The organism is Pseudomonas savastanoi (genome assembly GCF_020917325.1).
Lineage (GTDB): Bacteria > Pseudomonadota > Gammaproteobacteria > Pseudomonadales > Pseudomonadaceae > Aquipseudomonas > Aquipseudomonas amygdali.
On the sequence record NZ_CP076652.1, the window covers coordinates 4,922,952 to 4,939,057 of the forward strand.

General features: G+C 57.0%; 13 protein-coding genes, 2 tRNA genes and 1 pseudogene. 1 reads left to right on the plus strand and 15 read right to left on the minus strand.

Translation table 11 applies throughout. The features are described from left to right. Positions 1-282: 282 nt before the first annotated feature. From pnp to rlmE, 15 genes and pseudogenes are all read right to left on the minus strand, one after another. A complete protein-coding gene (gene pnp / locus KP808_RS20875; RefSeq protein WP_057402164.1) occupies positions 283-2,388 on the minus strand; it encodes a polyribonucleotide nucleotidyltransferase in 2,106 nt (701 codons plus the stop codon). A 175-nt stretch (positions 2,389-2,563) separates the two neighbouring features. Then, the gene (rpsO, locus tag KP808_RS20880) at positions 2,564-2,833 is read right to left on the minus strand and encodes a 30S ribosomal protein S15 (protein ID WP_002555121.1); all 270 of its coding nucleotides are present in this window, start codon (positions 2,831-2,833) and stop codon (positions 2,564-2,566) included. 159 nt (positions 2,834-2,992) lie between these two features. Continuing rightward, positions 2,993-3,910 carry a tRNA pseudouridine(55) synthase TruB gene (gene truB / locus KP808_RS20885; RefSeq protein ID WP_054994869.1) on the minus strand — a complete coding sequence of 306 codons (918 nt, stop codon included), beginning with the start codon at positions 3,908-3,910 and terminating at the stop codon, positions 2,993-2,995. Positions 3,911-3,913: 3 nt separating this feature from the next. Further along, positions 3,914-4,330: a 30S ribosome-binding factor RbfA gene (rbfA, locus tag KP808_RS20890; protein ID WP_016981182.1), complete on the minus strand. Its 417-nt coding sequence runs from the start codon at positions 4,328-4,330 to the stop codon at positions 3,914-3,916. Positions 4,331-4,489: 159 nt separating this feature from the next. Beyond that, positions 4,490-7,021 carry a translation initiation factor IF-2 gene (gene infB, locus KP808_RS20895; protein ID WP_230016805.1) on the minus strand — a complete coding sequence of 844 codons (2,532 nt, stop codon included), beginning with the start codon at positions 7,019-7,021 and terminating at the stop codon, positions 4,490-4,492. A 27-nt stretch (positions 7,022-7,048) separates the two neighbouring features. Continuing rightward, entirely contained in the window at positions 7,049-8,530 is a 1,482-nt protein-coding gene (nusA, locus tag KP808_RS20900) for a transcription termination factor NusA (protein WP_003418834.1), read from the minus strand. 59 nt (positions 8,531-8,589) lie between these two features. Further along, positions 8,590-9,048: a ribosome maturation factor RimP gene (rimP, locus tag KP808_RS20905; protein WP_002555126.1), complete on the minus strand. Its 459-nt coding sequence runs from the start codon at positions 9,046-9,048 to the stop codon at positions 8,590-8,592. Positions 9,049-9,178: 130 nt separating this feature from the next. Then, a tRNA-Met gene (locus tag KP808_RS20910) sits at positions 9,179-9,255 on the minus strand. Between the two features lie 95 nt (positions 9,256-9,350). Further along, positions 9,351-9,436, minus strand: a tRNA-Leu gene (locus KP808_RS20915). Positions 9,437-9,481: 45 nt separating this feature from the next. Then, entirely contained in the window at positions 9,482-9,862 is a 381-nt protein-coding gene (gene secG / locus KP808_RS20920; RefSeq protein ID WP_004656657.1) for a preprotein translocase subunit SecG, read from the minus strand. 4 nt (positions 9,863-9,866) lie between these two features. Then, positions 9,867-10,623: pseudogene (tpiA, locus tag KP808_RS20925) on the minus strand (triose-phosphate isomerase). A gap of 66 nt (positions 10,624-10,689) precedes the next feature. After that, positions 10,690-12,033, minus strand: coding sequence for a phosphoglucosamine mutase (gene glmM / locus KP808_RS20930; protein WP_230016806.1), 1,344 nt, complete (start codon positions 12,031-12,033; stop codon positions 10,690-10,692). Positions 12,034-12,049: 16 nt separating this feature from the next. Continuing rightward, positions 12,050-12,901 carry a dihydropteroate synthase gene (folP, locus tag KP808_RS20935; RefSeq protein WP_058400685.1) on the minus strand — a complete coding sequence of 284 codons (852 nt, stop codon included), beginning with the start codon at positions 12,899-12,901 and terminating at the stop codon, positions 12,050-12,052. 8 nt (positions 12,902-12,909) lie between these two features. Continuing rightward, complete coding sequence (gene ftsH, locus KP808_RS20940; RefSeq protein ID WP_058400684.1) at positions 12,910-14,814, minus strand: ATP-dependent zinc metalloprotease FtsH; 1,905 nt, start codon at positions 14,812-14,814, stop codon at positions 12,910-12,912. Positions 14,815-15,007: 193 nt separating this feature from the next. Beyond that, the gene (rlmE, locus tag KP808_RS20945; protein WP_004666214.1) at positions 15,008-15,658 is read right to left on the minus strand and encodes a 23S rRNA (uridine(2552)-2'-O)-methyltransferase RlmE; all 651 of its coding nucleotides are present in this window, start codon (positions 15,656-15,658) and stop codon (positions 15,008-15,010) included. A 103-nt stretch (positions 15,659-15,761) separates the two neighbouring features. On the opposite strand from rlmE, the gene KP808_RS20950 reads away from it, so the two are divergent. Continuing rightward, complete coding sequence (locus tag KP808_RS20950) at positions 15,762-16,073, plus strand: YhbY family RNA-binding protein (RefSeq protein ID WP_057403434.1); 312 nt, start codon at positions 15,762-15,764, stop codon at positions 16,071-16,073. Positions 16,074-16,106 lie beyond the last annotated feature (33 nt).

Below are 16,106 nucleotides of genomic sequence, written 5' to 3' on the forward strand. Positions count from 1 at the left end.
ACTCCTGTTTTTCTCGAAATCTGCACCAGCGTGTGGTGGCAGGGTTAACAGGTATATCGCAAGCGGTGTGCCAAAAACCAAATATACTAAAAACCCTTTAAAATCATAAGGTTGTGTTTTTTTGTTTTCCACCAGGTCGTGCAGTTTGCCCGTTCGTCACTAATCGGGCTTGCAAGATGCATGTTTGCACCGAGCAGTTTGCATGCCCCGTTTGTAACCCTCTAATTGCGCTCATAAAAAAAGGACTCCGAAGAGTCCTTTTTCACACGCCGCTCAGGTCAATCAGACGCCCGACGCTTTCGCTGCCGCTACGTCTTTGATCGACAGCTTGATACGACCGCGGTTGTCCACGTCCAGTACCAGCACTTCGACTTCCTGACCTTCCTTGAGGATATCGGTCACTTTCTCTACGCGAGCATCGCTCAGCATCGAGATGTGAACCAGACCGTCCTTGCCCGGCAGGATGTTGACGAACGCGCCGAAATCGACGATGCGCTCAACCTTACCGACGTAGATCTTGCCGATCTCGGCTTCTGCGGTAATGCCCAGAACGCGCTGACGTGCTGCCTCAGCCGCTTCCTTGGACTCGCCGAAGATCTTGATCGAGCCGTCGTCTTCGATGTCGATCGAAGCCTTGGTCTCTTCGCAGATGGCACGGATGGTTGCGCCACCCTTGCCGATCACGTCACGGATCTTGTCGGTGTCGATCTTCATCGCGATCATGGTCGGAGCGTTGGCCGACAGTTCGTTACGCGACTGACCGATGATCTGGTTCATCTGACCGAGGATGTTCAGGCGAGCTTCCAGGGCCTGACCCAGGGCGATCTCCATGATTTCTTCGGTGATGCCTTTGATCTTGATGTCCATCTGCAGCGCGGTAACACCTTTAGAGGTACCGGCTACCTTGAAGTCCATGTCGCCCAAGTGGTCTTCGTCACCAAGGATGTCGGTCAGAATGGCGAATTTCTCGCCTTCCTTGACCAGGCCCATGGCGATACCGGCAACCGGTGCCTTCATTGGAACACCAGCGTCCATCAGTGCCAGAGAAGCGCCGCAGACCGAAGCCATGGAGCTGGAACCGTTGGACTCGGTGATTTCCGACACAACACGGATGGTGTACGGAAATACGTCAGCGCCCGGCAGCATGGCCTGTACGCTGCGGCGTGCCAGACGACCGTGACCGATTTCACGACGACCCGCGCCGCCCATACGACCACACTCGCCCACCGAGAACGGAGGGAAGTTGTAGTGCAGCATGAAGGGGTCTTTTTTCTCGCCTTCAAGGGTGTCGAGCAGCTGTGCGTCACGCGCGGTACCCAGCGTCGCAACAACCAGCGCCTGAGTTTCGCCACGGGTGAACAGTGCCGAACCGTGAGTCTTCGGCAGAACGCCAACTTCGATGTTCAGCGGGCGAACGGTACGGGTATCGCGACCATCGATACGCGGCTTGCCGTTGACGATATTTTCGCGAACGGTGCGGTATTCGATTTCACCGAAAGCAGCTTTGACTTCGCTGGCAGACGGGCTGCCTTCTTCGACAGCCAGCTTGGCAACGACCTGATCTTTCAGCTCGCCCAGACGCGCATAGCGGTCGGCTTTGACAGTGATGGTGTAAGCCTGGGAGATCGCGTCGCCGAACTCGGCACGGATAGCGCCCAGCAGTGCGGTTGCCTCAGGCTTCGGCTGCCAGGCCCAGACAGGCTTGGCGGCTTCTGCAGCGAGTTCCTTGATGGCGTTGATCACCACCTGGAATTCGTCATGGGCGAAAAGCACAGCGCCCAGCATCTGGTCTTCGGTCAGCTCTTTGGCTTCAGATTCAACCATCAGAACGGCTTCGGAAGTACCGGCTACGACCATGTCCAGGCTCGAAGCCTGCAGTTGCTCGTAAGTCGGGTTCAGCAGGTAGCCGGTGCTTTCGTGGAAAGCAACGCGCGCAGCACCGACCGGACCGTCAAACGGAATACCGGAGATGGCCAGTGCAGCCGAAGTACCGATCATCGCAGCGATGTCCGGATCGATTTTCTTGCTGGTGGAGACGACGGTGCAGACAACCTGCACTTCGTTCATGAAGCCTTCTGGAAACAACGGGCGGATCGGACGGTCGATCAGGCGCGAGGTCAGGGTTTCCTTCTCGGAAGGACGGCCTTCACGCTTGAAGAAACCACCAGGAATCTTGCCGGCAGCGTAGGTTTTTTCCTGATAGTGCACGGACAGAGGGAAGAAGCCTTTGCCAGCGTCAGCCTGTTTGGCGCCGACCACAGTCACGAGTACGCTGACGTCGTCGTCAACGGTGACCAATACTGCGCCAGAGGCTTGACGGGCGATACGGCCTGTCTCGAGGGTTACGGTCGATTGACCGAACTGAAACTTTTTGATTACCGGGTTCACGGTTTCCTACCTTTCTTTGTGGCTCTTGGGGAACTGGTTTCTTGCGAATTCTTGGGCAGCGTGGGGAATCGGCCCCTTCCACAGTCCAGATAAAACTTGAGGCTGGGAGCCTGCCAGAACCACCGGGAAAACCCGACGGATCGTGACAGACAACCAACCTCTAGCAACGTCGTTATTAGCGACGCAGACCCAGACGACCGATCAGGGCGCTGTAACGGCTAACGTCCTTACCTTTCAGGTAATCCAGCAGCTTGCGACGCTGGTTTACCATACGGATCAGACCACGACGCGAGTGGTGGTCCTTACCGTTGGCCTTGAAGTGGCCTTGCAGTTTGTTGATGTTGGCGGTCAGCAGTGCAACTTGCACTTCTGGCGAACCAGTATCACCAACAGCTTGCTGGTAGTCGGTTACGATCTGAGCTTTTTCTTCAACGCTGAGTGCCATGTGGGCAATCCTTTTGTTCAAGGAAGCGCTTCCGGAGAAACGTTTCCAACAGGCCGAGGACAGATCCTCGTATTAAAAAAGGAGGTATGACCGTGCCTGTTGACAGCCATCCTCGTTCCACCCCGCTCGCAGGCTAGCCTGCGGACGGACTGGTTCCGGTCACTCTGACCGAATCAATCGACGCGGCGCAATACGCCCGTCTTCGCCGACTTCACCGATACCGATGAAGCGACCTTCGTGATCCTGCACACGAACCATACCGAATTTCGGTGCGTCCGGCGCGCGCACTGGCTGCCCGTGCAACCAGTAAAACGAACTGTGCTCCGAAAACTTCAGCAGCGGCCAGTCCAGCAGACCGCTGTCCGATGGCATCAGGAAGCGGTCAACCGCCTCATTGCCGCCGTCGGCATGCACTTGCTCCAGCTCTTCCAGCGTAACCGTCTGAGCCAGCGTGAAAGGCCCCGCCTGAGTACGGCGCAGCTCTGCGACGTAAGCACCACAACCGAGCTTTTCACCAATATCCTCGACCAGCGTACGGATATAGGTGCCTTTACTGCAATCGACGGACAGACGTGCTGTGTCGCCTTCGCAAGCAAGTAATTCCAGGCGCGCAATAGTAACAGAACGGGGCTCGCGCTCCACTACTTCCCCTGCACGTGCCAGCTTATAAAGTGGCTGGCCATCACGCTTGAGGGCCGAGTACATGGGAGGTATCTGGCTGATTTGCCCACGAAAATGCGGCAACGCCGCTTCAATATCGTCGCGACCAACGGTCACCGGACGCGTGAGCAAAACCTCGCCTTCAGAGTCGGCGGTCGTGGTGGTCTTGCCCAACTGCGCCAGAGTCTCGTAGGACTTGTCCGAATCGAGCAGGTACTGGGAAAACTTGGTCGCTTCGCCAAAGCACAACGGCAAAACACCCGTTGCCAGAGGATCAAGACTGCCCGTATGCCCGGCTTTCTCGGCATTGAGCAGCCAGCGAACCTTTTGCAAAGCGGCGTTGGAAGTGAAACCCAGTGGCTTGTCGAGCAGGATGATCCCGCTGACGTTGCGGCGTATACGCTTGACCTGAGCCACTCTTTATTCCTCGGTACTTTCAGGCTTTGCGTCTGGCGATGCCGAGCCTTCCTGATGCTGACAGTCCTGTGCCACTGCACGCTCGATCAGTGCCGAGAGATGCGCACCACGCACGACGCTTTCGTCGTAGTGGAAATGCAGTTGAGGCACGCTGCGCAGCTTCATTTCGCGTGCCAGCTGCATGCGCAGGAAGCCTGCGGCAGAGTTGAGCACCTTGATGGTCTGTGCGATCTCTTCCGCGCTGTCCTGGCCCATGACGGTCATGAAAATCTTCGCATGACCCACGTCACGGCTGACGTCTACGGCGGTGATAGTGACCAGACCCACGCGTGGGTCCTTGATTTCGCGACGGATCAGTTGCGCCAGCTCGCGCTGCATCTGATCGCCAATGCGTTGGGTACGGCTGTATTCTTTTGCCATGCTTGTTACCTGTTACTGATCCGGGACCAAACCCTGACAGTCTGAAAGCGGCAAACGCCCGGCCTGACAATTGCCAGACCGGGCGTTGCGTTTAGAGCCCATGGGGGAAGCAGGGCATTTGCATGCGAAGCTCCCACCATGGCTCCTGAAGCTCGCGATTTAGAGGCTGCGAGCCACTTGGACCTTCTCGAAGACTTCGATCTTGTCACCGACCTTGACGTCGTTGTAGCTCTTGACGCCAATACCGCATTCCATGCCTGCACGTACTTCGGCAGCGTCGTCCTTGAAGCGGCGCAGGGATTCCAGCTCGCCTTCAAAGATAACGATGTCTTCGCGCAGAACACGAATCGGACGGTTACGGTAGACAGTGCCTTCCAGAACCATACAGCCTGCGATCGCGCCGAATTTCGGCGAACGGAACACATCGCGGACTTCGGCAATACCCAGGATATTCTCCCGGACGTCGCTGCCAAGCATACCGGTGAGGGCTTTCTTGACGTCTTCGATGATGTCGTAGATCACGTTGTAGTAACGCATATCCAGACCTTCCTGCTCGACAATCTTGCGCGCGCCAGCATCGGCACGCACGTTGAAGCCAAACAGTACAGCGTTGGAGGCCAGTGCCAAGTTGGCGTCGCTCTCGGTGATACCACCGACACCGCCACCGACTACGCGCACTTGCACTTCGTCGTTACCCAGGCCGCCGAGGGCGCCCTGCAATGCTTCCAGAGAACCGCGGACGTCGGATTTGAGGACGATGTTAAGCGTCTTCTTCTCTTCCTGACCCATGTTCTCGAAGATGTTCTCCAGCTTGCCGGCATGAGCGCGAGCCAGTTTGACCTCGCGGAACTTGCCTTGGCGGAACAGAGCGACTTCGCGGGCTTTCTTCTCGTCAGCCAGCACCGACATCTCGTCGCCAGCATCCGGAGTACCGTCAAGACCCAGGATTTCGACCGGGATCGAAGGACCTGCTTCTTTGACCGGCTTGCCGTTCTCGTCGAGCATGGCGCGGATGCGGCCGAAGTTCGAACCGACCAGAACCATGTCGCCCTGACGCAGCGTACCGTCCTGAACCAGAACAGTAGCGACCGGACCACGACCCTTGTCCAGACGGGACTCGACAACAACACCACGACCCGGGGCCGAAGGAGTTGCCTTGAGTTCCAGAACTTCAGCTTGCAACAGAACAGCTTCCAGCAGCTCGTCGACGCCAGTACCCATTTTCGCGGATACCGAAACGAAAGGCGTATCACCGCCCCACTCTTCGGACGTCACGCCATGGACCGACAGCTCGCTGCGGATACGATCGAGGTCAGCACCAGGCTTGTCGATCTTGTTCACCGCAACAACCAGCGGAACGCCAGCCGCTACAGCGTGCTGAACAGCTTCGATGGTCTGCGGCATCACGCCGTCGTCAGCTGCAACCACCAGAATCACGATATCCGTTGCCTTGGCACCACGGGCACGCATGGCGGTAAACGCGGCGTGACCAGGGGTGTCGAGGAACGTGACCATGCCGCGTTCGGTTTCAACGTGGTAGGCACCGATGTGCTGGGTGATGCCGCCGGCTTCGCCAGCTGCAACCTTGGCACGACGAATGTAGTCGAGCAGCGAGGTCTTACCGTGGTCGACGTGGCCCATTACGGTCACAACCGGTGCACGGGAGAACGACTCACCTTCGAACTTCAGCGATTCGGCCAGGGAATCTTCCAGGGCGTTGTCGCTGACCAGCGTGACCTTGTGGCCCAGCTCTTCGGCGATCAACTGGGCAGTTTCCTGATCCAGTACCTGGTTGATGGTCACCGGAGTGCCCATCTTGAACATGAACTTGATGACTTCAGCAGCCTTGACCGACATCTGTGCCGACAATTCGCCGACAGTGATGGTCTCGCCGATGGCAACGTCACGGATCACAGGGCCGGTAGGGCTCTGGAAACCATGTGCATTGCGCTTCTTCAGCTTGGACTTGCCGCGACCACCACGACGGAAGCTGTCGCTTTCTTCGTCGGTAGTACGAGGAGCAACGCGAGGGGCTGGAGCCTTCTCCTTGACCGAAGCGCGATGCGGAGCGTTTTTACGCTCCCCGTCGCCGCCGCGGGCATTGCGGTCGTCAGCACGAGGCTTGTCAGGGCGACGCTGTTCGTCACGCTTGCGAGCGTCAGCAGACGGCGCTGCGCTGGCAGGTGCCGGAGCAGCCGCTGCTGGTGCTGGCGCTTCACGCACAGGCTCGGCTGCAGCAACAGGTTGCTCAGGTGCCGCAGCAGGCTGGCCGGGGGCAGGCTGATTGCGCGCATCTTCTTCAGCGCGACGCTTGGCTTCTTCTTCAGCCTTTTGACGAGCGGCATTTTCTACCGCACGGCGTTCGTCCATCTCGCGCTTGCGCTCGGCTTCGATCTCTTCCGGGCTACGCTGCACAAAGACTTTCTTCTTGCGCACTTCAACGCTGATGCTCTTGCTGCCAGCAACGCGCAGGGTGCTGGTGGTCTTGCGCTGCAAGGTAATCTTGCGAGGCTCTTCCACCTTGGCCTTGTGACCGCTTTTCAGGTGCGTCAACAAGGCTTGTTTTTCGTTATCGGTCACAACTTGCTCGGCGGCGGTGTGCGGCAGACCTGCCTCACGCATCTGCTGTAACAGGCGCTCTACCGGTGTGTCGACCACTTTGGCCAGTTCTTTCACCGTGACTTGCGTCATGCACTTCTCTCCTCAGGCCGCGCCCAATTACTCGAACCAGTGGGCTCGGGCGGCCATGATCAACTTGCCGGCACGATCATCGTCAATGCCGTCGATGTCGAGCAGGTCATCTATAGACTGCTCGGCCAGGTCTTCGCGGGTAATTACGCCGCGCACCGCCAGTTCCATCGCCAAATCCTTGTCCATACCCTCAAGCGAGAGCAGGTCTTCGGCCGGATGGGCGTCTGCCAGCTTTTCCTCTGTAGCGATGGCTTTAGTCAACAAACGATCCTTGGCACGAGCGCGAAGCTCGTTGACGATGTCTTCGTCAAAGCCGTCGATGTTGAGCATTTCTTCCAACGGTACGTAGGCAATCTCTTCCAGGCTGGTGAAGCCTTCATCAACCAGCACCTGTGCCAATTCTTCATCGACTTCGAGTTCTTCGATGAAATTGCGCAGGATGTCACCGGTTTCAGCTTGCTGCTTGGCCTGGATGTCCGATTCGGTCATTACGTTCAGGGTCCAGCCAGTCAACTGGCTCGCCAGACGCACGTTCTGACCGCCACGACCAATAGCCTGGGCCAGGTTGTCCGCTCCCACTGCGATGTCCATTGCATGCGCGTCTTCATCTACGATGATTGCCGCTACTTCTGCAGGAGACATTGCATTGATCACGAACTGCGCCGGGTTATCGTCCCAAAGAACGATATCCACACGCTCGCCACCCAGCTCGCCGGAAACAGCCTGAACTCGCGAACCGCGCATGCCGATACAGGCACCTTGCGGATCGATTCGTTTATCCTTGGAGCGAACAGCGATTTTCGCACGAGAACCCGGGTCACGGGAGGCAGCCATCACCTCGATGAGACCTTCGGCAATTTCCGGCACTTCAATGCGGAAAAGCTCGATCAGCATCTCTGGCGCAGTACGCGACAGAATCAGCTGAGGACCACGGTTTTCAGTACGAATTTCCTTCAGCAAAGCACGGACGCGAACACCGACCCGGAAAGTTTCCCGGGAAATGATGTCTTCACGAGCCAGCAAGGCTTCGGCATTGTTACCCAGGTCAACGATGACATTGTCACGCGTAACCTTTTTAACAGTACCAGAAATGATTTCACCCAGACGCTCACGGTAGGCGTCGACTACCTGAGCACGCTCGGCTTCACGAACTTTCTGCACAATGACTTGCTTGGCGGTCTGTGCGGCGATACGACCGAATTCGATGGAATCGATTTTTTCTTCGATCAGGTCGCCCGCAACGGCACCTGGCTTCTTGACTTGAGCCTGGTCTACGGCCAATTCGTACGCAGGATCGTCCAGATCTTCGTCTTCGACAACTGTCCAGCGACGGAAAGTCTCGTAGTTGCCTGTCTGGCGATTGATCTCTACACGCAGTTCTACTTCATCTTCAAAACGTTTCTTGGTAGCGGTGGCAAGAGCCAGCTCCAGCGCTTCAAAAATTACACTTGCCGGAACGCCCTTTTCATTGGACACCGACTCAACAACCAGCAGTACTTCTTTGCTCATCGTACGCCTCGCCTTTCGCAAGCCATTGGATCCGCGGGATCCGCAGTAACCGGCACGTCTCAGTCAAACGTGGGAATAATGTTGGCCTTGTCGATCATGTCGATCGGCAACAGGAACTCATGGTCTTCAACCTGCACCACGACATCCTGCTCCTCCACCCCGCGGAGAAGGCCTTGAAAGTTGCGTCGCCCTTCGAAAGGTGAACGCAGCTTTATTTTCACTTGTTCCCCGGCGTACGAAGCAAACTGCTCAATAGTGAACAGCGGGCGCTCCATGCCAGGAGACGATACTTCAAGGGTGTATTCAGTGCTGATCGGATCTTCTACGTCCAATACACCGCTGATCTGGCGACTTACGATTGCGCAGTCGTCGACCAGAACACCACCTTCCTTATCAATATAAATGCGCAGCACCGAATGCTTGCCCTGGGAACTGAAATCGATCCCCCAGCATTGATAGCCAAGGGCTACGACCACCGGGGCCAACAAGTCCTGCAACTGTTCTAGCTTGCTCGACACCTGAACCCCCTCGTGCATGCTTTAGAAATAAAAAAATGGGCAAAAGCCCATCCCTGAAAACGCCGCTGAACATCGACGTCATGTACTGTCCAGCTAACAAAAAGCCCCTTAAAAGGGGCTCCGCTAAAACTGGTTGCGGGGGCTGGATTTGAACCAACGACCTTCGGGTTATGAGCCCGACGAGCTACCAAACTGCTCCACCCCGCGACAAAGCTGGGGCGGAAGTATACGACCGATCCATTGCTGGGTCAATCCAACATCCACCTACAAGAAAGCCCGCGAATGCGGGCTCCCTTGTTAATTGGTACCGAGAAGGGGACTCGAACCCCTACACCCATTGGGCACAACCACCTCAAGGTTGCGTGTCTACCAATTCCACCACCTCGGCATTACAACTTTTTGGCGACCTCACGAAACATCGCCGAATTCTTTTTTACTTCTTCTCTGGGGCTTGAGGTACGTCAGCTGGAACAACAGCTGGCTTTTGCCCTTCGAGAACCGGTACATCATCTGCTGCCGGCTTTTGCTTCACTTCCAGTACTGCGGGATCTGGCAAACCTACTTGAGTCAGCTGTTGAGCTTTCTCTTTAGCAAAGTAACCTAACCCCAAGCTGGTTATGAAAAAACATGCTGCAAGTATAGCAGTAAACTTACTGAGAAAGGTAGAGGTTCCTTGACCTCCGAAGACAGTATTTGATGCACCTGCTCCGAACGACGCACCGGCGTCAGCACCTTTACCCTGCTGCAGCAATACCAAAGCGACAACGCCCAGAGCGCCCAACAGGTGAAAAACGATTACGACTGTTTCCAGCATTTTTTCAGTTTCCCGCGGCGCGACAGATCGCACCGAACTCATCTGCATTCAGGGAAGCTCCACCAATGAGCCCCCCATCGATATCCGGCATGCTGAAGAGCTCGACCGCATTGGCCGCCTTCACGCTGCCGCCATAGAGAAGTCGCACGCCTTGTGCGACTTCGGCATTCTCTTTTGCCAGTTGCGCACGGATTGCTGCGTGCACTTCCTGCGCTTCTTGAGGCGAAGCAGTCAATCCGGTGCCAATGGCCCAGACCGGCTCGTAGGCAATTACGGCATTGATCAGTGCGCTGACGCCAAACTCGGCGATAACACTGTCCAGCTGACGCCCGACAACCTCAAGCGTCTGCCCAGCCTTGCGCTCTTCGAGCGTTTCGCCTATGCAAAGCACAGGTGTCAGACCGCTTGCCTGGATCGCCGCAAACTTCTTGTTGAGGACATCATCCTGCTCGCCGATCAACTGACGACGTTCGGAGTGCCCGACAAGTACCAGTTTGCAACCTGCATCAGCCAGCTGACTCGACGCTATCTCACCGGTCAGCGCGCCCTGCTCAGCCTGAATGGCTGCATCCTGCGCACCGACGATGATCGACGTTGCCTGAAGCCCTTCGATCACCTGATTGGTAAACAGACTTGCAGGCATTACGGCGATATCGACGCTGCCAGGTAACACCTGCTTGCCCAAACCCTCGATCAGCTCAGCGACGCTGGCGCGGGTACCGTGCATTTTCCAGTTACCCAGCTACCATTGGGCGACGCATGCTACACCTCGTGGGTCAAAGTGGGCGCAGATGTTACCCAACACTTCCGACACTGGCAAGCCGAAATCAGGCGCAAACTTCAGCAACCAGTTTTGCGAGCTCTTCGGCATACGATCTGACCTGGGTTTCATCCTCACCTTCGACCATCACGCGCACCAAAGGCTCTGTGCCCGACTTGCGCAGCAGCACCCTGCCCCGTCCGGCCATCTGCTCGGTAACACGTGCACAGGCTTGCTGGACCGAAGGGTGCGAAACCGGGTCTACACCTGAACCTGCAAAACGCACATTGATCAGGATCTGCGGGCATTTGCGCAGTTTCAGGCGCGCTTCGGCGAGGCTGATGCCGCTGCGACGCAGAGCCAGTATCACCTGCAACGATGCAATGATCGCATCACCGGTAGTAGCGTGCTGGAAGCACACGATATGGCCGGAGTTTTCACCGCCGATCTGCCAGTTGCGCTCAAGCAGCTCGGCGATCACATAACGGTCACCGACGTTGGCACGAACAAACGGGATGTTCTGCTCGGCCAAGGCCAGTTCAAGCCCGAGATTACTCATCAACGTGCCGACGACGCCACCCTGCAAGCGCCCACGCTCATGCAGATCACGGGCAATGATGTAAAGCAGCTCGTCACCATCGACGATGGTCCCGGTATGGTCGACCATCAATACGCGGTCGCCGTCACCGTCGAAGCCGATGCCCATGTCGGCATGCTCTGCGACCACTGCCGCCTGCAAGGCTTCCATGTGAGTGGAGCCGCAATTCTTGTTGATATTGAGACCGTCAGGCTGCGCAGAAAGCACCACAACCTGCGCGCCAAGCTCACGAAAGACGTTGGGCGCAACCTTGTAGGTCGCACCGTGCGCGCAGTCGATGACCACCTTCAGGCCGGCAAAGTCGGTGCTGGTCGGCACGCTGCTTTTGCAGAATTCGATGTAACGCCCTGCGGCATCGTTGATTCGCGAAACCTTGCCGAGGTTCTCGGACTCCGCCACGGTCATCGGCGCATCGAGCAGCTCTTCGATCATCATTTCGATCTCGTCAGGCAGTTTGGTGCCCTGACCGGAGAAGAATTTGATGCCGTTGTCGTAGTGCGGATTATGCGAGGCACTGATCACGATGCCTGCTTCGGCATGAAACGTACGTGTCAGGTAGGCAATCGCAGGTGTCGGCATAGGCCCCAGCAGGAGCACGTCAGCACCGGCCGCAGAGAGCCCGGCCTCAAGGGCGGATTCGAACATGTAGCCGGAGATGCGCGTGTCCTTGCCGACGAGAATCCGGCAGGCGCTCATCTTGCGAAAGGCCATGCCTGCAGCCCAACCCAGTTTCAGCATGAACTCGGGCGTGATCGGAAATTGCCCTACGCGACCACGAATGCCGTCGGTTCCGAAATATTTTCTGGTAGTCATGGATGCCCCACTGTTGTTATTCAGCTGCCTGGACAGCTGCGATCATGCGCACCACGTCAGCCGTTTCGGCGACATCGTGCACACGTAGAATTCGGGCTCCCTTGGTCATAGCCAAAGCAGCCAGGGCCAGCCCACCGGATAGACGCTGATCTACGGAGCGCCCCAATACAGCACCAATCATGCTTTTGCGTGAAACACCTACCAGCAAAGGCCTGCCGAGCGCTTGCAGCACCTCCATATGCTTGAACAGACTCAGATTGTGCTCCAGCGTCTTGGCAAAGCCAAAGCCCGGATCAAGAATGATCTGCTGCTGACCGATTCCCGCCGCAACACACTGTTTCATCCGCTCAGCCAGGAAGGCACAAACCTCGCCCATCAGGTCTTCGTAGTGCGGGTCATTCTGCATGGTTCCGGGCTCACCCAGCATGTGCATGAGACACACCGGCAAACCAGTGCTTGCAGCCGCCTCAAGCGCTCCTGGCCGCTGAAGCGAGCGGACGTCATTGATAAGCCCGGCACCCAGGCCAGCCGTCGCCAGCATGACCTCAGGCGTGGAGGTGTCCACAGAGATGATCACATCCAGCTCGCGCGCGATGACCTCAACCACCGGCGCCACACGCTCGACCTCTTCTGACGCAGACACCGGACGCGCACCAGGGCGCGTCGACTCTCCACCAACGTCGATCAGTGTGGCACCTGCCAGCACCATCGCCTCGGCATGACGCAAGGCAGCATCAAGCTGGCTGTAGCGGCCGCCATCCGAAAACGAGTCTGGGGTTGCATTGAGGATACCCATCACATGCGTACGGGCCAAATCAAGAACCCGATTGCCGCAAGGCAACCGGGTTGGGTACAGCGCAGATGTCATGTCAGACCTTAGTGCTCGGCAGCAGGGCCGCCAATCGGAGTTTCCGGACGAGGGTCAGGTGTGATCGGAGTACCGCTGGTACCCGAACCACCGCCCCAGTCACGCGGTTCACGAGGCACGCGACCGGTCATGATGTCGTCGATCTGATCGGCATCAATGGTTTCATACTTCATCAGCGCATCGGCCATCGCTTCAAGCTTGTCACGATTGTCCGTCAGCAACTGCTTGGCAGTGCCGTAGCAGTGATCAATGATGCTGCGCACTTCGGAGTCGATGAGCTTGGCAGTATCGCCGGAAACACTGGAGTTCTGGCTGCTGCCGCGCCCCAGGTAACCTGCATCTTCGTCTTCCGAGTACATCAGCGGGCCGAGTTTTTCAGACAGCCCCCACTTGGTGACCATGTTCCGGGCAATCTGGCTGGCACGCATGATGTCATTGGAGGCACCGGTTGTGACGCCATCGAAGCCAAGGGTCATTTCTTCCGCGATACGGCCACCGTACAGCGAGCAGATCTGGCTGATCAACGCACGCTTGGACAGGCTGTAACGGTCTTCTTCCGGCAGGAACATCGTCACACCCAGCGCACGACCGCGCGGAATGATGGAGACCTTGTAAACCGGATCATGCTCAGGCACCAGGCGTCCGACGATAGCGTGTCCCGCTTCGTGGTAAGCCGTGTTGCGCTTTTCCTTTTCGGACATGACCATCGATTTGCGCTCAGCGCCCATCATGATCTTGTCCTTGGCAAGTTCGAACTCTTTCATCTCTACGACGCGCTTGCCGGAGCGAGCAGCGAACAGCGACGCTTCGTTGACCAGGTTAGCCAGATCGGCACCGGAGAAACCCGGCGTACCGCGAGCGATAACGCCTGCGTTGACGTCTTCGCCCATCGGAACCTTGCGCATGTGAACCTTGAGGATCTGCTCGCGGCCACGAATGTCCGGCAGACCTACAACTACCTGGCGGTCGAAACGACCTGGACGCAACAGCGCCGGGTCCAGTACGTCAGGACGGTTGGTAGCGGCAATGACGATGATGCCGTCATTCATTTCAAAACCGTCCATCTCGACCAGCAACTGGTTGAGAGTCTGTTCACGCTCGTCGTGACCACCACCCATGCCAGCGCCACGATGGCGACCGACAGCATCGATTTCGTCGATGAAGATGATGCAAGGAGCATGTTTCTTGGCCTGTTCGAACATGTCACGGACGCGGCTTGCACCAACACCCACGAACATCTCGACGAAATCAGAACCGGAAATGGTGAAGAACGGCACTTTCGCCTCGCCAGCAATGGCCTTGGCGATCAGTGTCTTACCGGTACCCGGAGGACCGACCATCAGCACACCACGCGGGATGCGGCCGCCCAGACGCTGGAACTTGCCCGGATCACGGAGGAACTCGACCAGTTCGCCGACTTCTTCCTTGGCTTCGTCACAACCGGCAACATCGGCCAGAGTGGTCTTGACCTGATCTTCAGACAGCAGACGCGCCTTGCTCTTGCCGAAGCTCATCGGGCCGCCCTTGCCGCCCGCCCCGCCCTGCATCTGGCGCATGAAGAACATGAACACCGCGATGATCACCAGTATCGGGAAGCTGGCCACCAGCAACTGGGTCCAGATGCTCTGCTGCTCAGGCTGCTTGCCTTCGATCACGACGTTGTTGCTGACCAGATCACCGATCAGACCATTGTCCGGGATGTTCGGCCGGATGGTCTTGAAGGTGTCGCCATCACTGCGCTTGCCCGTAATGACGTAGCCGTCGACAGAGACCTTCTCGACCTTGCCATCCTTGACCTGCTGGATGAACTCGGAATAGTTGAGGTTCTGCGGCTCGTTAGGGCTGGAGAAGTTGTTCATCACCGTCACCAGGACAGCCGCGATGATCAACCACAGGATCAAATTCTTTGCCATATCGTTCAATTAGCTACCCTCTGAAGCAAGCTCCACGCAGCAAGCGTGCCTCGCATGATATTCACCGGCCTAACTTACTACAGAACCTACAGATACGGCAGACACCGTCTGTAACCCTTTGTGAAACTTTGACAACACAATGTTCAGTCATGCTGCATCGGCAACGCCATTTGAAAAAAGCTATCGCGCCCCTTCAAAAACGTTCGATGCTGGCTGCCCCGTCGATTCCACGAAAGCCGCGAGCCAGCAGATATTGCTCACGTGACCTGTCGCGGGATGACGAAGGCTTGCGCATCTGCACCTTGTCAAACAGCTTGCGAATATCCTTGTGGTAGACATCGAAGCCTTCACCCTGGAAGACCTTGATCAGAAAATCGCCACCGGGACGTAGTACCCGACCGGCCAGATCGAGCGCCAATTCACAGAGAAACATCGCACGCGGCATATCTACAGCGCTCAATCCACTCATATTGGGGGCCATATCGGAAATCACAAGGTCTACCTGCGTATTACCGACTGCCTCCAGGATCTGCTCGAGAATCTTGTCCTCGGTAAAATCCCCCTGAATGAAGGTCACATCCGGGATGCTGTCCATTTCAAGGATGTCGGAAGCAATCAGACGACCTTGACCGCCGATCAGACGACTGGTCACCTGCGACCAGCCTCCCGGCGCAGCACCAAGGTCGATAACGGTCATGCCCGGACGGATGAGTTTGTCCTTTTCCTGGATCTCGAGCAGCTTGTAGCTGGCACGCGAACGGTAACCGTCCTTCTGCGCCATTTTGACGTATTTGTCGTCGAAGTGTTCTTTGAGCCAGTTATGGCTTGTCTTGGAACGGGCCACGGGGCACCTCAAAAATAAACGAGTCGTGATTAACTGGGCGGTCCCGGACTCGCTCGGGTAAACTGGCCGCCGCTTTTAAAAGATCAGACGCAGAGGTCAGATTATGCCGCTCACTCCAGAGCAGAAGAAACAATACAAATCCATTGGCCACCATCTGAAACCGGTGTTGATCGTGGCTGACAATGGTTTGACTGAAGGTGTACTTGCAGAGCTTGAACGCGCATTGAGCGATCACGAGCTGATCAAGATCAAGCTCAATATCCTTGACCGCGAAAGCCGCCTGGGCGCCGTTTCAGAACTGTGCAAGGCCGGTTCGGCGGACCTTGTACAGGTCATCGGCAAAATGGCGCTGATCTACCGCAAGAACCCAAAGGTAAACAAGCAGCTCTCCAACGTCCACCGCGCACACGGATAAAAACAGAAGTCAGGGCCGCCAAAAGGCGTGCCC